Annotated in this window: 20 protein-coding genes; 15 read left to right on the forward strand and 5 right to left on the reverse strand. The window is 56.3% G+C overall.

The genetic code is table 11. The annotated features are described in order from the left end of the window. Positions 1-7: 7 nt before the first annotated feature. The 5 genes from AC13C0_RS03505 (at position 8) to AC13C0_RS03525 (ending at position 5,302) form a co-directional block, all read left to right on the forward strand. Positions 8-1,102, forward strand: a complete 1,095-nt coding sequence (locus tag AC13C0_RS03505) for a PilW family protein (protein WP_117619584.1) — start codon at positions 8-10, stop codon at positions 1,100-1,102. A 34-nt stretch (positions 1,103-1,136) separates the two neighbouring features. Continuing rightward, a complete protein-coding gene (locus tag AC13C0_RS03510) occupies positions 1,137-1,610 on the forward strand; it encodes a PilX N-terminal domain-containing pilus assembly protein (protein WP_117619585.1) in 474 nt (157 codons plus the stop codon). Positions 1,611-1,643: 33 nt separating this feature from the next. After that, entirely contained in the window at positions 1,644-2,012 is a 369-nt protein-coding gene (locus tag AC13C0_RS03515; protein WP_117619586.1) for a hypothetical protein, read from the forward strand. Positions 2,013-2,221: 209 nt separating this feature from the next. Beyond that, the gene (locus AC13C0_RS03520; protein WP_341581395.1) at positions 2,222-4,846 is read left to right on the forward strand and encodes a pilus assembly protein; all 2,625 of its coding nucleotides are present in this window, start codon (positions 2,222-2,224) and stop codon (positions 4,844-4,846) included. 3 nt (positions 4,847-4,849) lie between these two features. Next, positions 4,850-5,302, forward strand: a complete 453-nt coding sequence (locus AC13C0_RS03525; RefSeq protein WP_117619588.1) for a type IV pilin protein — start codon at positions 4,850-4,852, stop codon at positions 5,300-5,302. 72 nt (positions 5,303-5,374) lie between these two features. Here AC13C0_RS03525 and AC13C0_RS03530 read toward each other — a convergent pair whose 3' ends face one another. The 3 genes from AC13C0_RS03530 to AC13C0_RS03540 all read right to left on the reverse strand — a co-directional run bounded on the left by AC13C0_RS03530 (position 5,375) and on the right by AC13C0_RS03540 (position 9,173). Next, on the reverse strand, positions 5,375-5,941 hold the full coding sequence (locus tag AC13C0_RS03530) for a GspH/FimT family pseudopilin (protein WP_162893763.1): 567 nt from the start codon (positions 5,939-5,941) through the stop codon (positions 5,375-5,377). 125 nt (positions 5,942-6,066) lie between these two features. After that, positions 6,067-7,455 (reverse strand): sigma-54-dependent transcriptional regulator, encoded by a 1,389-nt coding sequence (locus AC13C0_RS03535; RefSeq protein ID WP_117619590.1) that lies wholly within the window; start codon positions 7,453-7,455, stop codon positions 6,067-6,069. Positions 7,456-7,511: 56 nt separating this feature from the next. Continuing rightward, positions 7,512-9,173 (reverse strand): sensor histidine kinase, encoded by a 1,662-nt coding sequence (locus tag AC13C0_RS03540; protein WP_117619591.1) that lies wholly within the window; start codon positions 9,171-9,173, stop codon positions 7,512-7,514. A 93-nt stretch (positions 9,174-9,266) separates the two neighbouring features. Here AC13C0_RS03540 and AC13C0_RS03545 point away from each other — a divergent pair, with 93 nt between their 5' ends. Further along, a complete protein-coding gene (locus AC13C0_RS03545) occupies positions 9,267-10,931 on the forward strand; it encodes an NAD+ synthase (protein ID WP_117619592.1) in 1,665 nt (554 codons plus the stop codon). A gap of 99 nt (positions 10,932-11,030) precedes the next feature. On the opposite strand, the gene AC13C0_RS03550 is transcribed toward AC13C0_RS03545, so the two are convergent. Next, positions 11,031-11,864, reverse strand: a complete 834-nt coding sequence (locus AC13C0_RS03550) for an outer membrane protein assembly factor BamD (RefSeq protein WP_117620440.1) — start codon at positions 11,862-11,864, stop codon at positions 11,031-11,033. 146 nt (positions 11,865-12,010) lie between these two features. On the opposite strand from AC13C0_RS03550, the gene rluD reads away from it, so the two are divergent. The 3 genes from rluD to clpB all read left to right on the forward strand — a co-directional run bounded on the left by rluD (position 12,011) and on the right by clpB (position 16,480). After that, on the forward strand, positions 12,011-12,988 hold the full coding sequence (gene rluD / locus AC13C0_RS03555) for a 23S rRNA pseudouridine(1911/1915/1917) synthase RluD (RefSeq protein ID WP_117619593.1): 978 nt from the start codon (positions 12,011-12,013) through the stop codon (positions 12,986-12,988). After that, entirely contained in the window at positions 12,978-13,766 is a 789-nt protein-coding gene (pgeF, locus tag AC13C0_RS03560) for a peptidoglycan editing factor PgeF (RefSeq protein ID WP_117619594.1), read from the forward strand. Before rluD ends, pgeF begins: the two co-directional genes overlap by 11 nt. 137 nt (positions 13,767-13,903) lie before the next feature. Further along, on the forward strand, positions 13,904-16,480 hold the full coding sequence (gene clpB / locus AC13C0_RS03565) for an ATP-dependent chaperone ClpB (protein WP_117619595.1): 2,577 nt from the start codon (positions 13,904-13,906) through the stop codon (positions 16,478-16,480). Between the two features lie 44 nt (positions 16,481-16,524). Here clpB and AC13C0_RS03570 read toward each other — a convergent pair whose 3' ends face one another. Next, positions 16,525-16,980, reverse strand: coding sequence for a DUF4124 domain-containing protein (locus AC13C0_RS03570; RefSeq protein ID WP_117619596.1), 456 nt, complete (start codon positions 16,978-16,980; stop codon positions 16,525-16,527). 520 nt (positions 16,981-17,500) lie between these two features. On the opposite strand from AC13C0_RS03570, the gene AC13C0_RS03575 reads away from it, so the two are divergent. From AC13C0_RS03575 to AC13C0_RS03600, 6 genes are all read left to right on the forward strand, one after another. After that, a complete protein-coding gene (locus AC13C0_RS03575; RefSeq protein ID WP_117619597.1) occupies positions 17,501-19,219 on the forward strand; it encodes an acetolactate synthase 3 large subunit in 1,719 nt (572 codons plus the stop codon). A gap of 2 nt (positions 19,220-19,221) precedes the next feature. Then, entirely contained in the window at positions 19,222-19,713 is a 492-nt protein-coding gene (ilvN, locus tag AC13C0_RS03580; RefSeq protein ID WP_048497877.1) for an acetolactate synthase small subunit, read from the forward strand. 64 nt (positions 19,714-19,777) lie between these two features. Continuing rightward, positions 19,778-20,794, forward strand: coding sequence for a ketol-acid reductoisomerase (gene ilvC, locus AC13C0_RS03585; RefSeq protein WP_117619598.1), 1,017 nt, complete (start codon positions 19,778-19,780; stop codon positions 20,792-20,794). 88 nt (positions 20,795-20,882) lie between these two features. Beyond that, a complete protein-coding gene (gene pssA, locus AC13C0_RS03590; protein ID WP_117619599.1) occupies positions 20,883-21,701 on the forward strand; it encodes a CDP-diacylglycerol--serine O-phosphatidyltransferase in 819 nt (272 codons plus the stop codon). Between the two features lie 104 nt (positions 21,702-21,805). Then, positions 21,806-22,780 (forward strand): protein-methionine-sulfoxide reductase catalytic subunit MsrP, encoded by a 975-nt coding sequence (gene msrP / locus AC13C0_RS03595; protein WP_117619600.1) that lies wholly within the window; start codon positions 21,806-21,808, stop codon positions 22,778-22,780. Next, positions 22,780-23,403, forward strand: coding sequence for a protein-methionine-sulfoxide reductase heme-binding subunit MsrQ (locus AC13C0_RS03600; RefSeq protein WP_117619601.1), 624 nt, complete (start codon positions 22,780-22,782; stop codon positions 23,401-23,403). The genes msrP and AC13C0_RS03600 overlap by 1 nt, the downstream gene beginning before the upstream one ends. Positions 23,404-23,713: the final 310 nt, after the last annotated feature.

Genomic DNA, 23,713 nt, shown 5'->3' on the forward strand with positions numbered 1-23,713 from the left:
GTGCTTGATGGGAGCCAAAAAAGTTCAGGGGTTCATTACCCATAGCCCAAAAGGGCAGGCCGGTTTATCGCTGGTTGAATTGATGGTCGCGCTTGCCCTGAGTGCAACGCTGATTCTTGGCATTTTCACGGTCTATGTGGATTCAAGCCAGACCGCTCGCCTCAGTACGTCTCTTGCGCGGATTCAGGAATCCGGTCGGATCGCGACGGATATCGTCGGGCGAGACATGCGGATGATTGGTTTTCAGGGATGTGCGGACCCTGCAGACGTGACCATGAGGATTATCGCGGATAACGCCCCTACGGCAGATTTCTTCTCCACCACCCTTAGAGGCTGGGAAGTCGCCGACGGCAACTGGGCCAATGGCACCGAGTTTGACGGGACCCCGATTGAGGCCAATGCCCTCGTTGGAAGCGATGTGATTTCGATACAGCGCGGCCAGACCATTGACGTCGAGGTGACCGGAAACATGAACGTGGTAAACGCCAACATTCAGGTGGCAGGCACTGCGATTAATTCGTTTACCCAGAATGACATTGTTCTGATTTCCGATTGCGAGAACGCGGATCTTTTTCGAATATCGAGCGACCCAAGTAGCGGCACCTGGGCGCACGCCCAAAACGTGAACTCCAGCAACAATCTGGGGCAGGCGTACAACGAAAGCGCCCGGATTATGAGGTTCTCATCCAACGTTTATTTTGTCGCCGATACCGGGCGTGATGACATTCAGGGTAACGACATAATTGCTCTCTATAGGGGCGCCAATAACATGCTCGCTGCCGGCGGGCCAAGCTTCCAGGTTGACGAGCTGGTGGAGGGGGTCGAGAGCATGCAAATCCAGTATGGGGAGATACTGCCCACCAACAATATCCGTTACGAAACCGCTGACAACGTCACCGATATGTCTCGCGTGGTCGCGCTGAGAATCGGCTTGCTGATCAGTGACGCTGACCAGGTTCGGGACACGGACGATACATCGAGCTATGCGCTGCCAGGCGAAGTGATTACTGAAGCAAGTGGTGCCGGCCCGGTGACGCACCCGGAAGACACCCGCTTGAGGCGGACTTTCATCAGTACGGTGACCTTGAGAAACAGGGATTAAGCATAGGTGCATAGAACGCCAGAGGATAGAAGCTATGACTGAATTGAAGACAGGTCGCCAGGAGCGTGGCGCAGTTCTGATCGTAAGCCTTGTGGTTTTGTTGGTCTTGACGCTCATCGGTGTCGCGGGGATGAATACGTCAGTGATGCAGGAGCGTATGGCCGTGAATGCCCAGAACTCCAATCGGACATTTCAGGCTGCCGAGAGTTCCGCCAGTGCCTTGACGGAGCGGTTAATCGGGAATGATTTGAGCTTGCTAAGAGAGTCGATGCAATCTGCGGACAATATGAGCAGTTCGGTTAACTTCACGGTTGACGCCGGGAACGGCGTTGCCGGTACCTACCAGGCCCGGTACCTCGGCGAAATAATAGCCGGTAGCGGCAGCTCACTGGATGCTAACGAGAGCTCCACGGCACTGGATGGTTATCGATATGAGTTAAGTGGCACTGCAACCATGGCAGGGACCGGTGCGACTTCAACGGTCTTCAAGGGAATCGAATATTACTGATTGTTGGTTTTGGGACCAGCTCTGGAGGAAAAGATGATCAAGAAAATGCTTTGTTTACCACTGGTAATGTTCGTTTGGGCGATCACTCCGGTCAGTGCGGCGAGTCTTGAGGATGCGCGGTTAATTGATAGCCCGATTGAGGCCTATGAAGCCGCTTCCGTCGAGTTGATGGTAGATTCATCGTCACGGGTATTCAGTGTGGTTACCGAAGGCTGCGAGCTTTGCCCTGAACCACGCCTGCTTCCAGCTCGTGGATTCAAGGTTCAGGTTGGCAAGCGTGACGTAGGTGCAGATGGATACCGGCGCGTTTCTGGCCAAGCCGGTACCGTACTCGTGGATTCGGATAGTGGGATGGCGTTGATGGTCATTTATCCTATCCAGCAAGAAGGAGAGCTGCAATGAAGGTCTTCATAAAACGATTCGCGTGGGGCCTGCTTTCCATGTCCCTGACGGTTGGCACCTCTACAGCGGTTGCTGACGATACCGAGATTTTCTTTACAGACGCTGACAAGATCGTCAAGCCCAACATTCTGTTTATTCTCGATAAGTCCGGAAGCATGAGCAATATCGCGGAAGGAACGTCCAATCGCCTGGAGGTTGTTCAGGCGGTAATGGGCAATCTTCTGGATGATATGGAAGACGTCAATGTCGGGGCCATGTATTTTGGTGGCAACGATGGTGGTTATTTCCTCTCGGCAATCAAACCGATTGCTGACGTCAGGTCACCATTGAAAACCGCAATCAATGGGCTCTCGCCGGGCGGAAATACGCCGCTTTCCGAGACAACTTTTGAGGCAATGAGGTATTTTCAGGGAGGTGATACGTTCATCCGTGATTCCAGCGTTGCCGATGTGATGGATGGAAACAAATACGACAGCCCGATCGAGTACCAGTGCCAGCCAAACAACATCATTTTGTTAACGGACGGCCAGCCCACTCAGGATACCAACTATCAAAGCACCATGGAGAGCACCGTCGGCTCGTGTTCCGGCAACTGCCTCGACGAAATTGCGGAGTACATGTTTGATAACGACATGAGCACGGAACAGGACGGTCCGCAGTCCATCCGCACATACACTGTGGGCTTCCAGAGCAATCAGACGCTGCTTTCTGACGCCGCTTCCAATGGCGGCGGACAGTACTTTCAGGCTAACGACGCCGCTTCATTGGCAACCGCGTTTGAGACAGCCTTCAACGACATCCTTGCGACCTCTGCAACCTATGTGGCTCCAGGCATTGCGGTCAACACTTTTGACCGCCTGAATCACCTCGATGCGCTCTATTTTGCTCTGTTCCAGCCGGCGAAAGGAGCCCGTTGGCCGGGTAATCTTAAGCGCTACAAACTCGCTATCCAGGAGAATTCCACTACCGGGCAAAGTGAGGCCGTCATTGTCGGCGAGGACGGGCAGCCAGCCGTCGACCCGAACAGCGGTTTCTTCAAGGATAGTGCCCAGAGCTGGTGGAGCAATATCCAGGATGGCAAGGTTGTTACCGACGGAGGAGCCTCGTCACAGCATGCAGATCCCAACTCCGATCGCAAGGTCTATTCGAATCTCGCCACAAACAGGGGGCTGACGAATAGCGCCAATGCGCTCGCAACAGGTAATAATAATCTGACCAAGGCTCTCTTCGGGGACACAAACATGTCCGATGCAGATTTCTCCGCCCTGGTTAACTGGACCCGGGGTCAGGATCTCGATGATTCGGACGGTGATGCATCAACAACCGACTCACGGAAGTTTATCGCGGACCCGCTCCACTCCGTACCGCACCTGATCGTCTATGGTGGCAGTGAGTCTTCACCGGATACCGCAGTGTTCTTTGGGGATAATCAGGGCTTTATCCACGGTATCGATGGTGAGACCGGGGAAACGCACTTCTCATTCATGCCCAGAGACCTTCTGAAAAATCAGGCAGGTTTAAAAGAAAACAGCGAGACCGCGAATAAAGTGTATGGCATGGACTCGTCTATCCTCAGCTGGGTTAATGATGACAACAATGACGGCAGTATCATTGCTGGCGACGGCGATTTCGCTTATATCTACTCGGGTATGCGCCGTGGTGGTTCCAACTACTACGCACTGGATGTAACCAACCCTGATCAGCCAGACTTTCTCTGGTCGATTCAGGGTGGGCAAGCCAATACCGATTTCGCTGAGCTGGGCCAAACCTGGTCGAGACCTTCCAAGACCAAGGTGGAAATTGGCAACCAGATCCACGACGTGTTGATCTTCGGCGGCGGATACGATGCTGACCAGGACGATGCAACAACGCGCACCGTTGACGATATCGGCCGGGCTTTGTACATCGTGGATGCTGAAACCGGTGACCGTCTCTGGTGGGCTGGCCCCACAGGCAGTGGCGCGAACCTTGAGCTTGCTGATCTGAAATACAGTATCCCCTCTGCCCCCAAGGCTCTAGACCTGACCGGTGATGGTAAGATTAACCAGATATACGTGGGTGATATGGGCGGACAGATTTTCCGGTTTGATGTTACCAATTCCAACGCTGCCGATGACCTGGTTACCGGTGGTGTAATCGCAGATCTGGCGGAGGATAACAGTACCGCGAACAATCGGCGTTTCTACCATGCGCCGGACCTGTTCGGTTTGAAGTTTGGCGGAACGCGGTTCCTTGGTCTGGTCATCGGGTCGGGCTTTCAGGCTCACCCTCTGGACGAAAATATTGATGACCGCATTTACATGATGCGAATTCCTGAGATCAGCGCGCCGCCGGTCGACGACCAAGGCAACGTGCTGTACACGCCCATTACTGAGACAGATCTTTACGATGCCACTGACAACCTGGTTCAACAGGGAACATCGCAAGAGCAGAACGACGCTGCTGCGGCGATTGGCTTGGCGGATGGCTGGTATATCCGCCTGACGAACAGCGGTGAAAAGGTGCTCTCGACAAGCCAGACCATCAATAATGAGGTGTTTGTCACTACTTACGAGCCAACTCCAAGTACAAACATCTGTATTCCGTCGGCCGGTACATCGCGCCTGTATCACCTGTCGGTGCTTGATGGGCGTGCTGTCGTCAACTACGACGGAGTGGGCGCAGCCGACGAGCTGACCCGCCCTGACCGGGAGGTGGAACTCAATACGATCGGTCTGCCTGCCGACCCTCAGCGCATGCGTGTTGATGATACGGATGTGGTGTGTGTTGGCGCGGAATGTGTGACGGTAGACTCTCTCAAGGGCGTCGTTGAAACCTATTGGTACGAGGAGTAAGTCTTGGTTAAGGCAAGGAGTTCCCAGTCAGGTTTTACGCTTATTGAACTGATGATCGTGGTGGCGATTATTGGGATCATCGCCGCCATTGCTTATCCCAGTTACGTAGAGTACACGGATCGTACTCGCCGTTCTGATGCTCAAGGAGCGTTAACCGGGCTCTCGGGTGCTATGGAGCGATATTATGCTTCTAACAACACTTATGAGAGTGCAGCGGCCGGTGGTGCGGATACCGGTGCTCCGGCTATATACCCGGATGAGGCGCCGCTCGACGGTGGGCAGAAGTATTACGATCTGACCATCGAGGCTGCGGATGCAAACTCCTACACCTTGCGGGCAACTCCGAAAGGCGTGCAAGCGGGAGATGGAAACCTGGAGCTTGACTCTACCGGTGCGCGACGCTGGGATCGCGACAATGATGGCTTTGGCGCTGGTGATAATACCTGGGAAAACTAACTTCCGGTAATCCTTGCAGCAATGATTGAAACGCCGGCCTTCAGGGTCGGCCTTTTCGTCTATGTCCGACAATTAACCAGGGCAGAAAACCTTCGCTCCCCATGAAAGCTTAATCATGCCATCCGCGTCCTTGTCGTGCTCGGCCCGGAAACGACCGGCAATGTTGACCGCCATGTAGCTCATGTTGCCGCTTGCCGGATTCGAAGGACAAAGTATCAGGCTTCCCATTGCGCCATGAGCCATACCCCTGGGATTAAACTGAAAGTAGCCTCGCCCGGCTGTGCGAGAGCGTATCCGGAAACCCCCGAAGTCTGGCGTGAATTCCCGGATTACCGTGTCTTCGTCAGGTTGTTTGTTATTGTCTGAATCAACAAATACCGAAATGGTGTTTTGCCAGTCGTCTATGCATTTGTTCTGTGACGAGAGGGGGCAGACCGTGATCAGCTGACGCTGACTTGCCGCCGACCAGCGGGCGAATGCGAAGATTGAGTGATAGTGTTCAATAAGAGTTCTGTGATTTGATCGCTCGATCCAACCTCCGAACGACTGAACAGCAAAACCGGTGGCAATGGCCAGCACGGCGACCGTAATAACAAGCTCCGGCAGTGTAAAACCTGCAGGTGATTTGGCGGTACTCATCGTTAACATCCATGTTCTATCTTTTTGGGAAGTGCCGGATTCACGTCCTGCGATATCCGGTAAGATTATTTTAAAAGGATGGAATTTATATTCTGTGAACCAGTCCCTTTAAATGTCTGCTAACTTTACTCCATCCCCAACTTCTTCAATCGATACCGCAACGCCCGAAAACTGATCCCCAACCGCTTCGCCGCCGCCGTCTTGTTCCAGCGGGTCGCCTCCAGAGCCTTCTCAATCGCTTGCCGTTCGATGCTTTCCAGGTATCCTTCCAGATCGATTTCACCATCCGGCACGGTAAAATTCTCACCTTCGCCGGCCTGGCCCTCGGCAATAATCTGTGAGGGCGATGCGGCATGCTGTACACCATTCCCGAGATGCAGATCGTCAGCGTCAATCTGGTCGGCATCGCACAGGGTAAACGCGCGTTCCAGAACATTCTCCAATTCCCGCACGTTTCCGGGAAAATCGTAGCTCTTGAGGCGCTCTATCGCAGCGGGAGTTAACGTGGCCGGATCGCATTCGTACTCTCCGGCAATACGTTCAAGAATGTGGCCGGCGAGTATGGGGATATCATCGAGCCGCTCCCGCAAAGGCGGAACAGCCAGTTCGATCACGTTAATCCGGTAGAACAGGTCCTGGCGGAAGCTGCCTTCCTGAACCAGTTCCGGCAGGTTTTTATGGGTGGCGCTCAGCACCCGGATATCTACCGGTACTTCCTTGGTGTCACCTACTGGTCGGACCGCTTTTTCCTGGATGGCCCTGAGCAGTTTCACCTGCATGGCCAGCGGCAGGTCTGCGACTTCATCCAGAAACAGAGTGCCACCGTTGGCAGAGCGGAACAGGCCGTCCTTGTTTTCCACAGCCCCGGTAAAGCTGCCTTTCTTGTGCCCGAAGAATTCACTCTCCATGAGTTCCGAGGGAATCGCACCACAGTTCACGGCAATGAAAGGTCCCTCCCGGCGGGGGCCCTGAAGGTGAATCATTCGGGCAACCAGTTCCTTACCACTGCCGGACTCACCACTGATGAATACCGGCGCCTGGCTTCTGGCCAGCTTTCGGGTCTGGTTCCGGAGTTTCCGGATCTCCGGAGATTTACCGAGTAGCAGGCCGGGCTCGTCGGCTCCATCTTCCGAGTCCGCCTTGGGCTCCGAGAGCTTGAGCGCACTGTTTACCAGCTCTCTTAAGCGGGGCAGTTCCACCGGCTTGGAAACAAAATCGAAAGCCCCGGCTTTGAGGGATTCAATCGCCGTGTCCATATTGCCGTAGGCGGTAATGACGGCCACCGGTGTTGCCGGAGCATGCTGCTGGATCCACTGAACCAGTTCGATACCATTGCCGTCCGGCAGGTTCATGTCGGTGAGGCAGAGGTTCGGTTTGTTCTGCTCCAGCAGCGCCAGAGCGCTGGTCAGGTCGGGTGCCGTGAAGGTGGTTATGCCCATTCGGGTGAGGGTGATTTCCAGCAGTTCCCGGATGTCCGGTTCGTCGTCAACGATCAGCGCTGTGTATGTGGTCATGTTGTGTCGTCGGTTCCATGTCGTTGTTCAAACGCCCGATATCCGCCGGTGTAGGGTCAGATCATTCGCCCAGGGTGGGCGAACGTAATGCGGAAACAGCAGCCGGGCTGGTCGTCGTCTACCAGGGAAAGATGCGCCTGATTAGCCTCGCACAGTTCCCGTGCCAGATAAAGCCCGAGCCCGGTTCCGCTCTTGTCGGTGGTGAAAAAGGGCTCGAACACCGAGTTACGGTTTTCAGGGGCAATGCCAGGCCCGAAATCGCGGACATCCACGTAGGCTCGTTCGCCATCTGCTGTGGCTCCGGCGTGAAGTTCGATGTGCCGCTCGCCGGTCTGCTGTTTACTATACCGCAAGCCATTATCGCAGAGGTTAACCATCACCTGCTCGATCTGGCTTTTATCGAAACGGGCTGGCGGCAGGTCGTCTGAGTCGTTCTTCAGGATGATATTTGAGGAGGTGCAGTCTTGGTCCTGGGTTTGGAGAAAATCTTCCCTGAATTCCTTTAGCCAGGGCTCCAACTCGATCAGGTCGGCGTTGGCGGCCCGGCGCCGGGAGAGGTCCAGAACATTCTCGATGATGCCATTTACCCTGCGGGAATGGCGCCGGATGATTCCAAGCATCTGGCGGTCGCCGGGCTCAAGGTTCGGGGCCTCTTCCATCAGCTGTGCCGCATGGCTGATCGCACCCAGAGGGTTGCGAATCTCATGAGCAATGCCTGCGGTGAGTCGCCCGAGAGAAGCCAGTTTCATCTGTTGTGCCTGCTGGGTGACCTTACTCATATCTTCAATGAACACGAGTATCTGGTCGCCGCGTTCCTGGTCCAGTTGGGTAAAGTTTGCCTGCAATAACGGGGACGTAGGCGAGGGCTGGAAGGGTTCGATCCGGCGAGTGGGGTCTTTCAGCCAGGCTTCGAGGCCCTGTTTCAAGGGTTTGGGTAGCACGGTTGTGAATTCATGAATGGGTGCCGCGGCTTTGGGGGCGCCGTACAAAAGCTCCTCGGCGGCGGCATTGGCCAGGCGAATCTGGCCGAAACAATCCAGCACCAGTATGCCGGTGCGCATGCGCTGGATAATCTGCTGGTTGATCTGCTCCAGTTCGGCAATGCTGCGGGCCCGGCTGGTGGCCAGTGCCTCGCTGCGCATCATCCGGCGGGAGATGTTCTGCAACACGAAGGCCGCCGCAAAGTAGAGGATGCCCAGGGAGCCGGCCCGGACAATATCGTCTGCCGATTCACCCAGTGCCAGTACCGCCCACCCGGAGATGCCCAGCGAACTGATGGCGGCCAGTGCCGCATAAAACGTTCCCATGCGGCTTGGGGTCAGGATGTTGCCCGCGGCCACGGAAACAATAACAAGGTTGGCCAGGCCGTTGGTAATGCCCGTGCTGGTGAGCAACAGCCCGTGCATGATCAGAATGTCCAGCAGAATCGAGAGCGTGATGTGCCGCTGGCCAGGATGAAACCCCGCCACGAGGAGCAGGGCGATAAAGGCGTTCAGCCCCAGATACGCTGAAACGCCGGCCTGGTAGTAGTCGAGCATCCGGAATTGCACGTCGAAATTGACCGGATCGACGAACAGCAGCGCCACCAGTATCAGGCTGACCACCAGGCGGTAGTGGTTGTAGATCCTGAACAGTTTTGCCTGCTGCAGGCCGGAAGGCGTGGTGGGAACGGCCGGGCTTATGGTGTTGGCTGTTGTTGTAGATGTCTCTGTTGCCATGATTTACCGGAATCCGCTGTTGGTCGGAAGAAATCCACGCGCGTGCGGGGTTATAATAGCCTTTTCATGGCAATGAGTTACAGGAGCCGATTTATGTCCGTGTCCGGAAAACAGGCCGTCTACGGGGTGACAGCCAGAAAACTGCGGGTGGTGATGGCCCAACTGGACTTTCTGGTGGGTGATATTCCCGGCAACACGGAGCTCGTCATTGATGCTGTCCAGCGGGCGGCATCGGACCACCAGGCGGACGTTGTGGTCTTTCCCGAGCTTTGCCTGACGGGTTATCCGCCGGAGGACCTGCTGTTGCGGCCAAGCCTTGAGGTTCGTGTTAACGAAGCGCTGGAGCGGCTGCAGGAGGCGCAACTGGAGCCGGCCATCGTTATCGGTGCACCCCTGCGCCACGGAGCGCTCCTGTATAACGCGGCTGTGGTTATCGACGGTGGCGAAATCACCGGTCGGTACTTCAAGCGTTTCCCGCCCAATTACCAGGTGTTTGATGAAAAGCGGTACTTCGCTGAAGGTGCGGATGTTTTGACCCTTGATATCCGTGGTGTTCAGGTCGGCATCACCGTCTGTGAAGACATCTGGAAGGAAGGGCCGGTAGAGGACTGTGCCGCAGCCGGCGCACGGCTGATCCTGAACCTGAACGCCTCCCCCTACGATATCGATAAACAGGCCCGCCGGAAGGCCCTGCTGGAGCGTAAAGCGAGAGAGAATCTGGTCAGTATTGTTTATGTGAACCTCGTTGGTGGCCAGGACGAGCTGGTCTTTGACGGTGGCTCCATGGTGTTCGATCACTCCGGTGTGCTGATGGCAGAAGCGCCCCAGTTTGGCGAGGGCCTTTACCCGGTCGATTTTTTGTGTGAGCGCCACTGCCAGCCGATTTCCCAGCCCTTACCTGAGGAGCCGTCACTGGAAGCCAATGTGTACAAGGCTCTGGTGACGGGCGTTCGGGATTATGTAAATAAAAATGGCTTTAAATCGGTGGTTCTGGGGTTGTCCGGCGGCATCGACTCGGCGGTCACCCTGGCGGTGGCGGTTGATGCCCTGGGTAAGGACCGTGTCCGGGCGGTGATGATGCCTTTTCGTTATACCTCCAGCATGAGCCTTGAGGACGCCGAGGCTGAAGCGGTGGCACTGGGGGTTCAGTACGACGTGTTCTCTATCGAGCCCATGTACGATGCCTTCATGGAAACCCTGGCCGGGCCTTTCGAGGGTACCCGTCCTGACACAACCGAGGAGAACTTGCAGGCCCGCCTGCGCGGTGTTCTGCTGATGTCCCTGTCCAACAAGTTCCGCTCTCTGGTGCTGACAACCGGTAACAAGAGCGAGATGGCGGTGGGCTATTCAACGTTATACGGGGATATGGCCGGGGGGTTTGACGTTCTCAAGGATGTGCCGAAAACCCTGGTGTTCCGGTTGGCCAGGTACTGCAACACGGTATCCCAGGTAATCCCGGAGCGGGTTATCACCCGGCCGCCCTCCGCCGAACTGGCGCCGGACCAGAAAGATGAGGACAGTCTGCCCGGCTACGATGCGCTGGATCAGATCCTGAACCTCTACGTGGAGCGGGATTTCAGTGCCGACGCCATCGTTGCGGAAGGCTTTGAACGGGCCGATGTGGAGCGGGTTATCCGCCTGGTGGACACCAACGAATACAAGCGCCGGCAGGCGCCGATTGGCGTACGGATTACCGAGCGTGGTTTTGGCAAGGACCGTCGTTATCCCATTACCAACGCCTGGAAAAGCGGAAAGTAGCCGATTGCCCGGGGTCAGATGAAAAAGGGGTCAGATGAAATTGGGGTCAGATGAAAACTTCATCTGACCCCAATTTCATCTGACCCCAATTTCAGCCTTTTATTCGTCGCCCATCAGGCCAAAGGTGACAACGTTGGTGAGTGAACGACTCTCTCCCTTCAGCAGGTCTGCCTCGAACTCGCCATTGCTGTTAAACGCTTCGCTGTCTGGAAAGTTGGTGCGAAGCAGGGCGATGGCGTCTTGGGCGCCCTTTTTCAGGTCAAGAAACTGATAGGTTTCGACCATGATGATCAGGGCCTCTTCAACGGAAGGCGATGACGGGTAGTTCTCCACCACGTATCGGCCACGGTTGTTGGCGGCAACATAGGCCTGGCGCTTGATATAGTAGCGGGCTGCGTTGATTTCCAGTTCGGCCATCCGATTACGGATCGCAACCATGCGCTGGCGGGCGTCTGCCACATACTGGCTGTCCGGGTAGCGGTTGAGCAGTTCCGAAAAATCCCGGAAGGATTGCATCTGCTCACCCGGATCCCGGGCGGCCACGTCGATCGGGAAATAACGGGCCGCAAGCCCCAGGTCCAGGTTGTAGGAGGCAAGGCCGCGCATATACAGGGCATAATCCGCGTGGTCACTTTGCGGGTTCAGCCGCAGAAAGCGGTCAGCCGCCGCTCGGGCGCCTTCGAGATCCAGGTTCTGGTAACGGGCATAAATGAGATCAAGCTGAGCCTGCTCGGCATAGCGGCCGAAGGGATAGTAAGTTTCCAGCGAATCCAGGTTTTGTTCCGCTTCGTTGAAATTCCCGGAGCTCATGGCTTGGCGGGCATTCTCATAGTAAGTCTTCTCCGGAAGCACTTCTTCCTGCTTATTGGAGGCGCAGGCACTGATCAGAACAACCAGTGTGGAAAGTAGCAGTAAACGAAGACCTGATCTCATGCCGGAATCCCGTATAATGTCGATTAATTCAAGGGCAGCCATTGTAGCGGGGAAGTTGCTCCATGTGCAGAGGCATGTGAAGAGCAACGCCCCGCTGTTTCAAAGAATCTGACCGAAACGTAACACACACAGGCCCTGGGGGCTTAATGTCATCTGAAAATCGAATCGTCGCCAGCTTTGTTGTCCCACCGACGTTGAGTGACCGGCGCCTGGATCAGGCAGCGGCAGAGCTGATGCCCGAGCACTCCCGTTCGCGACTGCAATCATGGATTAAAAGTGGTGTGTTGACAGTGAATGGCGAGGCGCGCAAGCCTCGGGACAAGGTGATGCTCGATGATCGCCTGGAGCTGGATGCCGAGCCGGAAATTCGGGTGAGCTGGCAGGCTGAGGAAATCTCCCTGGATATCGTCTACCAGGACGAGCATCTTCTGGTCATCAACAAGCCCGCCGGGCTTGTGGTGCATCCGGCGGCCGGCCATGCCGACGGCACGCTGGTCAATGCGCTGCTGAACTATGCACCAGAAGTGGAAAATCTTCCAAGGGCAGGTATCGTGCATCGGCTCGATAAAGATACCTCGGGCATCATGGTCGTTGCCCGCAGCCTGATTGCCCACACCTCCCTGGTGGACCAGTTGCAGACACGAACCATGGGGCGCGAATATGAAGCGGTTGTGGTCGGCACGCTGACGGGTGGTTCAACGGTGGATGCGCCTATCGGCAGGCACCCTCGGGAGCGTAAAAAGATGGCGGTGGTTGCTTCGGGCAAGCCGGCGGTTACCCATTATCGCCTGGTAGAGCGTTTTGCCGCCCACACGCTCATCCGCTGCAAACTTGAAAGCGGCCGTACTCACCAGATCCGGGTGCATATGGCCCATGTCAAACACCCGCTGGTTGGTGATCCGATGTATGGCGGTCGCCTGCGGCTTCCCAAGGGAACCACTGAAGAGCTGCGCGAGGCGCTCTCCGCGTTCAACCGCCAGGCACTCCATGCCCGGCAGCTGACGCTGGAGCATCCGGAGACCGGTGAAATCCTGAGCTGGGAAGTACCCTTGCCGGGAGACATGGTCACGCTGATAGAAGCCCTGCGCAAACACGCCCGGGAGCTGGAACACCGTGATTACTGAAGGAACCCTCCTGAACCCGGGCTGGTCCGGGCCGGGAAGGGTGCAGGCCATCAGCACAACCCGCGCAGGCGGTGTCAGCGGATCGCCGTGGAACAGCCTCAATCTCGGCGGCCATGTCGGAGACAACCCGGAACACGTGCAAGAGAACCGGCGGAGACTTGCCGAATTCATCAGGCTGGATAGTGCCCGGATCGGTTGGCTTAACCAGGTGCACGGCACCAAGGTTGTCGAACTCACACCGGACAACGTCCAGCAAATCGCGAATGCTGACGCCAGCTACACCCGACACCCCGGCATCGCCTGCGCCATCCTCACCGCCGATTGCCTGCCGGTGATTCTCTCGGATTACAAAGGTACGGTCGTCGGCGCCGCCCATGCCGGCTGGCGGAGCCTGTGCGGTGGCGTAATTGAGAACCTGGTGAGCGCCATGGCTGTAGCACCCGAAACGCTGCAAGCCTGGCTCGGCCCGGCCATCGGTCCAGACAGGTTCGAAGTCGGCCCGGAAGTCCGTGACGCGTTTTTGAGGCATGATCCGGAAGCCGCCCGCGCTTTCAGGACCGACGGTGCCCGGTCGGGGCATTTCATGGCAGATATCTACGCCCTTGCCACCCTGAGGTTGAACAATCTCGGTGTTTCCGCCGTCACTGGCGGTGGTCTGTGCACAGTGCAGGACCAAGACCGGTTTTTTTCCTATCGAAGGGATGGTCAGACAGGGCGCATGGCAACCCTGATCTGGAGAGCCTTACCCGACCCAGGCTTGCACCGAAGCCAGAACTGACGGCCGTCAAATTTCTGACGAATAGACCTCAGTCCCGCTTGAAGTCCCCCCACTTGCCCCTACATTAAGGGTCAAAGCAATCGAATATCCGCCATCACCGGCACTACGGTATTCGCAGAATTTTGGGGAAACTACACATGAGAATCGACAAGCTGACCAGCAAGCTGCAGACCGCCCTCGCGGACGCACAATCCATCGCGGTCGGGAAAGATCACAACTTCATCGAACCAGTGCACCTGATGCAGGCGTTGCTTGATCAGGAGGGCAGTGCCATTAAGCCGTTGCTCAAGCAGTCCGGTGCCGAGCCCGGACGCATTCGCCAGGCCATCGCACGGGAAATCGAGAACCTGCCGGAAGTGCAGGGATCGGCCGGCGATGTCTCCATGTCCAATGACATGGGCCGGCTGTTCAATATTGCCGACAAACTGGCCCAGAAGCGGAAGGACCAGTTCATTTCCAGTGAACTGATGTTGCTGGCGGCGCTGGAAGACCGTGGCACCCTGGGTCGGGTCCTTCGTGAGCAGGGTGTCGACAAGGCCGCCCTGGAGAAGGCCATCAACGAGGTTCGTGGCGGTGAAGCTGTAAACGATGCCGGCGCGGAAGAAAATCGCCAGGCGTTGTCCAAATACACCATCGACCTGACCGAGCGCGCCGAGGCCGGCAAGCTGGACCCGGTGATTGGTCGTGACGACGAGATCCGCCGCACGATCCAGGTGCTGCAACGTCGCCGGAAGAACAACCCGGTACTCATCGGTGAGCCTGGCGTGGGTAAAACCGCGATCGTTGAAGGTCTGGCCCAGCGAATCGTGAACGGCGAGGTGCCGGATGGCCTCAAGGACAAGAAGGTCCTGTCCCTGGATATGGGGTCTCTGATTGCCGGTGCCAAATTCCGGGGTGAATTCGAAGAGCGGCTGAAGGCAGTGCTGAATGAGCTTTCCAAGCAGGAAGGCCAGATTATCCTGTTTATCGACGAAATCCACACCATGGTTGGTGCCGGCAAAGCCGAGGGCTCCATGGACGCCGGCAACATGCTCAAGCCGGCCCTGGCCCGGGGCGAACTTCACTGTGTGGGCGCCACCACGCTCGATGAATACCGTGAAAACATCGAGAAAGACGCGGCCCTTGAGCGTCGGTTCCAGAAAGTACTGGTGAGTGAGCCCAGTGAGGAAGACACCATCGCAATCCTGCGGGGCCTGAAGGAGCGCTATGAGGTTCACCACGGGGTTGAAGTTACCGATGGTGCAATCATTGCGGCGGCTAAGCTGTCTCACCGTTACATTGCCGACCGACAGTTGCCCGACAAGGCGATTGACCTGGTGGATGAAGCCGCCTCCCAGATTCGCATGGAAATGGACTCCAAGCCGGAGCCGCTGGACCGCCTTGAGCGTCGATTGATCCAGCTGAAAATCGAGCGTGAGGCCCTGAAGAAAGAGACCGATGCCGCGTCGAAAAAACGTCTGTCCGAGTTGTCTGACGTGATCACCGGCGTCGAGCGTGAATACGCTGATCTGGAAGAAGTCTGGAATACAGAGAAGGCGGCTCTTCATGGCTCGCAGAAGATCAAGAGCCGGCTGGAGCAGGCCCGGATCGATCTGGAAAATGCCCGCCGGGCGGGCGACCTTGGCAAGATGTCCGAGCTTCAGTACGGGCAGATTCCCGAGCTTGAGCGCCAGCTGGATATGGCCAGCCAGGCCGAGATGATGGAGATGAAGCTGCTCCGGAACCGGGTAACGGACGAGGAGATTGCCGAGATCGTCTCCAAGTGGACCGGTATTCCGGTGTCCAAGATGCTTGAGGGTGAGCGCGACAAGCTGATGCGCATGGAAGAGGCGCTCCATGACCGGGTTATTGGTCAGGACGAGGCTGTGGAAGCGGTTTCCAATGCAGTGCGCCGCTCCCGGGCGGGGTTGTCCGATCCCAGCCGCCCCAACGGTTCATTCCTGTTCCTTGGCCCGACCGGTGTCGGTAAAACCGAGCTTTGCAAGGCCCTGGCATTCTTTCTCTTTGATACCGAGGAAGCCATGGTTCGCATTGATATGTCCGAGTTCATGGAGAAGCATTCGGTGGCTCGCCTGATCGGTGCGCCTCCGGGGTATGTGGGTTATGAGGAAGGCGGCTACCTGACCGAAGCCGTGCGCCGTCGCCCCTATTCGGTGCTGTTGCTGGATGAGGTGGAAAAAGCCCACCCGGATGTCTTCAACATCCTGTTGCAGGTGCTTGAAGACGGGCGGCTGACAGACGGCCAGGGTCGCACGGTAGATTTCCGGAATACAGTAATCGTGATGACGTCAAACCTTGGCTCGGACATCATCCAGCAGAAAGCCGGGGAGGAGAATTACGAATCCATGAAGAATGCGGTCATGGAAGTTGTCGGCACACATTTCCGCCCCGAGTTCATAAACCGGGTGGATGAGGTGGTGGTGTTCCATCCGCTGGCCGAAAGCCAGATCCAGGGCATTGCCCGGATTCAGATAGAGTCTCTGAGCAAGCGCCTGAAAGATCAGGATATGAAGCTGGAGCTGGATGATGCTGCCATGGAGTTGTTGGCGGAAGTGGGCTATGACCCGGTCTACGGTGCCCGGCCGCTGAAGCGGGCCATCCAGCGGATGATCGAGAACCCGCTGGCCCAGAGGCTGCTAAAGGGAGAGTTTGTGTCGGGTGATGTCATTCGTGGCACGGTGAAGGAGCACCACCTGGATTTCACCAAAGCCTGAGGCCTAAACCGGGGTCAGATGAAAGCGTTCATCTGACCCCATGTTCACATTGGTTCGCAGTTATCTTTCGCCATTCGCTCAAGTTCTGCCCGTTTCTCGGCAAGCTCTTCCGGAGTCAGATAGCGCAGTTCGCCGTTTTCCTCAATCCGGATGCGGGCGTGGTTGGCAATTACCTCCAGGTTGGACCGGGCTGTCGCGCAATTTGCCTCGCGCTGTTTCCGGCGGGCCTCCTCAACGGCGGTCTCCTGGCGCTGCCTTGCCTCATCTTCCTGGTGTTCCTGCAGATTCTGCAGTCGCTCCTGGGGGCTCGGTCTGTTTCCGGAAGCATCCGACGAAGTGCCGGAGCGAACATTGACGCGTTCGGCCTTGGCGCCATTGGGCTGCCGGTCACCAAAGTGGGTAACTCCGTTTTCGTCGGTCCATTTATAGACAGAGGCGCTCATGGCGACACCTGGTACAACGGCCAGTAATAAGGTCAGCGTCAGGGTTTTTCGGTTCATGGCTCTACTCACGTATGTTCACTGCTCCCGGGCAGGCAGACAACCTGGATAAACCGGGCCCGTTTTTCTCTTTCGATTATGGCCTATCATGCCACCAGTGCTGTGGATTTTCTTCTGTCTGGTTCAAATCTTTGCACCGGATTTGCGCCAGGTATGGCAGACCTTCGGCCAGTGTAGGCACAGAAACCCGCAGCGGCTATTGACAGGGAGTTTAGCGCTGTCAGAATTACCGATTGCCTGAAGACTGGGGTCAATACGGCAGGCAATCCCGAGCGAGTATCCCCCGTTAATCACCACACTGAACGCGCCGCGCATTGGTCGCGGGATGGTTGTTGCTTACGTGCAACCCGTTGATTGGCCGTTCTCCGCAACCCTCAGGAGGGCGGCTGGCCAGGAGACAACCTCTTTTTAAGGTGTGGAGGAGCAGCCGGTTCCGCTTTCAAAAGAAGCATGGAGACCGTGAATCCAGGCAACCGGGATGAATCCCGGCTCATTCACTCGTAGAAGAGGGTAGAAAATCGTGGAGTTATTGTCTGGCGCCGATATGCTGATCCGGTCCCTTAAAGATGAAGGTATCGAGTACATATATGGCTATCCGGGTGGTGCGGCCCTTCATATTTATGATGCGCTGTTCAGGCAGGACGAAGTCAAACATATTCTGGTAAGGCACGAGCAGGCGGCGGTCCATATGGCCGACGGTTATGCGCGGGCGACCGGAAAACCGGGTACTGTCCTGGTGACCTCGGGTCCTGGAGCCACCAACACCATTACCGGCATTGCTACCGCATTCATGGACTCCATCCCTATGGTGGTTCTGTGCGGCCAGGTTGCGTCAACCCTCATTGGAGAAGACGCCTTCCAGGAAACCGATATGATGGGTGTTTCCCGCCCGGTGGTTAAGCACAACTTCAGCGTTCGTCATCCCGAGGAAATTCCGGAAATTATCCGCAAGGCGTATTACATCGCGGCGACCGGTCGCCCCGGGCCGGTTGTTGTGGATATACCCAAGGATATGACCACGCCGAACGAGCGTTATGAGTATGCTTACCCCAAGAAGGTCAAGCTGCGCTCGTACAATCCCGCCATCCGCGGCCATGCCGGCCAGATCAAGAAAGCCGTCGACATGATGCTCGCTGCCAAGCGCCCGATCATCTACGCGGGCGGTGGGGTCATTCTTGGCAAGGCCTCGGATCAGCTAACTGAACTTGTCCGGATGCTGGGCTATCCGATCACCAATACGCTGATGGGCATTGGCTGTTACCCAGCCAGCGATAAACAACATCTTGGCTGGCTTGGCATGCACGGCACTTACGAAGCCAATATGGCCATGCACCATTCGGATCTGATTCTCTGTGTTGGGGCCCGCTTTGATGACCGTGTCACCAATGCCACCGAGAAGTTCTGTCCGGGTGCGCGCATTATCCACGTTGACATAGACCCGGCTTCCATCTCCAAAACCGTTGATGCTGATGTGCCAATCGTCGGCCCGGTGGATGCGGTGCTCAGGGAAATGCTGTCGCTGGTCAAGGAAAGCAAGGAAAAGCCGGATGCCGAGGCGATTGCTTCCTGGTGGAAGCAGATTGATGAGTGGCGGGCCTTCCATGGCATGCGTTATGAGACCAGCCCGGATGTGATCAAGCCCCAGGAAGTGATTGAAATGCTGTGTCGCCTGACCAACGGCGAGGCCTTTGTCACTTCCGACGTCGGCCAGCATCAGATGTTTGCCGCCCAGTACTACAAGTTCGACAAGCCCAATCGCTGGATCAATTCCGGTGGCCTGGGCACCATGGGCTTCGGCTTGCCCGCGGCCATGGGTGTCAAACTGACCCATCCGGACGACGAAGTACTCTGCATCACGGGTGAAGGCAGTATCCAGATGAACATCCAGGAGCTGTCGACTTGCAAGCAGTACAATCTGCCGGTCAAGATCATCAACCTGAACAACCAGGCCTTGGGCATGGTTAAGCAGTGGCAGGATATGAACTACGAGTCCCGCCACTCCCAGTCGTACATGGAGTCCCTGCCGGACTTCATCAAGCTGGCGGAGGCCTATGGCCACGTCGGGGTCCGGATCGACAAGAAGGAAGACCTGGAAACCAAGCTGAAGGAAGTGCTGGCCATGAAGGACAAGCTGGTGTTCGTGGATATCTATGTGGACCGGTTTGAGCATGTGTATCCGATGCAGGTTGCCCGTGGCGCCATGAAGGACATGTGGCTCAGCAAGACGGAGAGGGTGTGATCATGCGTCGAATCATTTCTGTTTTGCTTGAAAACGAACCGGGCGCACTGTCACGGGTAGTAGGCCTGTTTTCCCAGCGTAACTACAATATCGAAAGCCTGACTGTGGCGCCGACCGAGGACGAGACCCTGTCCCGTCTGACGGTGACAACTACCGGTTCGGACAAGGTTATCGAGCAGATTACCAAGCAGTTGAACAAGCTGATCGAGGTAGTAAAGCTGGTCGATCTGACCGAGGGCGCCCACATCGAGCGTGAACTGATGCTGGTGAAGCTGAAAGCGACCGGTTCCCAGCGTGCCGAGATAAAGCGTACGGTGGACATCTTCCGCGGCCAGATCGTGGATGTGACCAGCTCGGTTTACACCGTTCAGCTGGCAGGCGACAGCGAAAAGCTCGATGGTTTTATCCAGGCCATTGGCACCTCGGGTGTGCTGGAAGTGGTGCGTACCGGTGTATCCGGTATTGCCCGTGGCGAAAAGGTGCTCAGCCTTTAACAATTTCAAACAGAGTTTGAACATCATGGCCTTCCGGGGCCATCACAAATAACAGAGGTTTCTCATGCAGGTTTATTACGATAAGGATTGCGATCTTTCCATCATCCAGGGCAAGAAAGTTGCCGTCATCGGTTTCGGTTCGCAGGGCCACGCCCACGCGTGCAACCTGAAGGAATCCGGCGTTGATGTCACCGTTGGTCTGCGCCCGGGCTCTTCCTCCATCGCCAAGGCGGAAGCCTACGGCCTGAAGACCAGCGACGTTCCCTCTGCCGTTGCGGCAGCCGACGTTGTTATGGTTCTGACTCCTGACGAGTTCCAGGCTCAGCTGTACCAGGCTGAAATCGAGCCGAACCTGAAGCAGGGCGCAACCCTGGCCTTCGCTCATGGCTTTGCCATTCACTACAACCAGATCGTTCCACGCAAGGATCTGGATGTCATCATGGTTGCCCCGAAAGCCCCGGGCCACACGGTCCGTACCGAGTTCACCCGTGGTGGCGGTATCCCAGACCTGATCGCCATCTTCCAGGACTCTTCCGGCAACGCCAAGAACCTGGCCCTTTCCTATGCCAGCGGTATCGGTGGCGGTCGTACCGGCATTATCGAAACCACCTTCAAGGACGAGACTGAAACCGATCTGTTCGGTGAGCAGGCAGTTCTGTGCGGTGGTACTGTCGAGCTGGTCAAAGCGGCTTTTGAAACGCTTGTGGATGGCGGTTACGAGCCGGAAATGGCTTATTTCGAGTGTCTGCACGAGCTGAAGCTGATCGTTGATCTGATGTACGAAGGCGGCATCGCCAATATGAACTACTCCATCTCCAATAACGCGGAGTATGGTGAGTATGTGACTGGCCCGGAGATCATCAACGAGCAGTCCCGCGAGGCCATGCGCAACGCACTGAAGCGCATCCAGAGCGGTGAGTACGCCAAGATGTTCATCTCCGAAGGTGCGCTGAACTACCCGTCCATGACGGCGCGTCGTCGCCAGAACGCTGCTCACGAAATCGAGATTGTGGGTGAGAAACTGCGCGGCATGATGCCGTGGATCTCCGCGAACAAGATCGTGGATAAGGACAAAAACTAAGCGGAATTCCGCCTGGTTTGAAAAACGCGGCCCGGGTGGCCGCGTTTTTCGTATATAATCCGCTCAAACGCTTTCCGGAGTAATGGGAATGACTGAAGAAAGAACATCTGCTGACGACATGCAGAATCCAGACTATGAAGTTGAAGCCGGAGAAGTTGTTGAGGAAGAGCTTGTTGGAGGTGCGCCGGTTCGGCGTAAAGGTATCTACCTTCTTCCCAATGCGCTGACGACGGCCTCCCTGTTTTCTGGTTTTTACGCCATTGTTTCTGCCGCAAACGGCGTCTTTGATAACGCCGCCATTGCCATTTTTGTTTCGATGATCCTGGATGGTCTGGACGGTCGCGTGGCCCGGATGACCAACACTCAGAGCAAGTTTGGTGAGGAATACGACAGTCTCGCCGACATGGTGGCCTTTGGTGTTGCACCGGGTCTCGTTGCCTTTTTCTGGTCACTGAACAGTTTTGACAAGGTTGGCTGGGCTATTACCTTCATATACGTCGCTGGCGCCGCGCTGCGTCTGGCCCGTTTCAATACCCAGATCGGTTCTGTCGACAAGAAATTTTTCGTTGGCCTGCCAAGCCCGGCAGCTGCCGCTTGCGTCGCCGGGCTGGTCTGGTGTTTCCATCTCTTCGAACCGGCCACCTGGCTCACGTTGCTGACCATGGTCGTGGTGGGTGGTACCGGAGTTCTGATGGTCAGCAATATTCTGTATCGCAGTTTCAAGGATCTGGATCTGCGTGGCCGGGTGCCCTTCGCAGCGATTCTTCTTGTTGTGCTTATATTTGTGGTGATTGCGCTAGACCCTGCAACCGTACTCTTTACCGGGTTCCTTATCTACGCGTTGTCCGGTCCCATTCGTGCCCTGTTCCGCGGAAAACCCCGGAAAACCCTGGGCGCCACCGACTAAAATGCGGTTCCCCCCCCCCGGTCTTTCTCACGGAAGCCCGGGGAATTTTAGCCGCAGTCTCCGGTCAACGCCTTACTTGGCTGACGCCCTGACGGAGACTTTTCATGTTTATCAAGAAGCGCCCATCCTGGGCTTTGCCCCACTTCGCAATAACGCCCGAGTCCGTCTATCTGAATCGAAGACAGTTCATGTCCGGCACCGTTGCCATGGCCGCCGGGCTTTCCATGCCCGGGCTTTTATCTGCCGCAGAGTTACCGGTTCAGGGTGAAACCCTGGATTTCATCTCAATGCCCCGCTACTCCACGAATGAAAAGAAGACGCCATTCGAAGATGTGGCCCGTTACAATAATTTCTATGAATTTGGAACGGGGAAGGATGATCCTGCCAAATATGCCGACGAAATGACGGTCGATCCCTGGTCGGTGGTTGTTGAGGGAGAGTGTGAGCGGCCAGGTGAGTACGCGCTTGAGGAGCTGCTCAAGCCTTACGAGTATCAGGAGCGTGTTTACCGTCTCCGTTGTGTTGAGGCGTGGTCCATGGTGATACCCTGGATTGGTGTGCCGCTGGCGGACATCCTCAAGCGATTGCGGCCCACCTCCCGCGCGAAGTATGTGTACTTCGAAACTCTGTACGATCCGGGCCAGATGCGCGGGCAGCGCTCCCTCTTCAGCACCATCGACTGGCCTTACCAGGAAGGGTTGCGGATGGATGAGGCCATGAACGAACTGAGCTTTCTGGCAGTCGGGCTTTATGGTAAGGCTCTGCCTAAACAGAATGGCGCGCCAATTCGACTGGTTGTCCCCTGGAAGTACGGTTTCAAAAGCATCAAGTCCATCGTAAAGATCCGGTTCCAGGAGGAGCGGCCAAAAACGACCTGGGAAATGATTGCGCCACAGGAATACGGCTTTTACGCCAACGTGAACCCCGCGGTTGATCATCCCAGGTGGAGCCAGAAGAAGGAAAGGAGGCTTCCCTCCGGGCTGTTTTCTCCCAACTGGGTGGAAACGGTCAGATTTAACGGCTATGGCGAGCAGGTCGCCCATCTCTATAAAGGCATGGATCTGCGGAAGTACTATTAATGCTCATTTCCCGCTGGGTCGGACACCCCCGATTTCTGCTGGCTTTCCGGTTTTTGGCCGCCTTGCTGGCCAGTGCGCCCCTTCTGTTTCTGATCACCGGTATCGCAGCGCAATCTCTCGGGCCAGACCCGGGCCAGGAAGTAACCGAGTCTCTGGGGCTGGCGGCCTTTCAGCTACTCATAGCCACGCTATGTATGACGCCGCTCAAGCGCTGGACCGGCTGGGGCGGCTGGATCCGGATTCGGCGCATGCTGGGATTGTTCGCGTTTTTTTACGCAACGCTTCATGTTCTGGCGTTTCTGCAGTTTATTCTTGGTTGGACTGACTTGTGGGCAACTTTTACCAAACGGCCTTACATCGTAGCGGGCGCCTTGTCTTTCCTGATGCTGGTTCCTCTTGCTCTGACATCAACCAGGGGAATGATGAGGCGACTGGGCAAGAACTGGATGCAGCTGCACAAACTGGCTTATCCGAGTGTTGTTGTCGCCTGGGTTCATTTTATCTGGCAGGCTCGCAGCGATGTGGGGGAGATGGTGTTTTATGGTCTGGCCATACTGGTGCTTCTTGCGGTTCGCTGGAAGTGGGCGGGCTCGCGGGGAATGATTCCGTTTGCCAGGGGCTGATTTCTGTTTGTTTATTCGGCAGGTTGATCAGTGGCTGATCGATAGGGTAGGTGGAAACCGAAACGGCTAACAATTAATTCAAAAACCTCGTTGACAGTTTTCCTGACGTCTGTAGAATGCGCACCACTTCTGAGGGACAAGCCACTTACGGCAACCTCCCGAAAGATAGCAACTGTTTGAAAGTATTCGAAAATTTGATATTTAAATTGTTCGAAATAAACGGTTGACAGGGTGGCGGAACGATGTAGAATACGCCTCCTTGATTGAGCCACGGCTCAACCGCTCTTTAAAAAGTTAACCAAGTAATTCG

The sequence above is a fragment of the Marinobacter sp. B-21 genome, assembly GCF_056857895.1.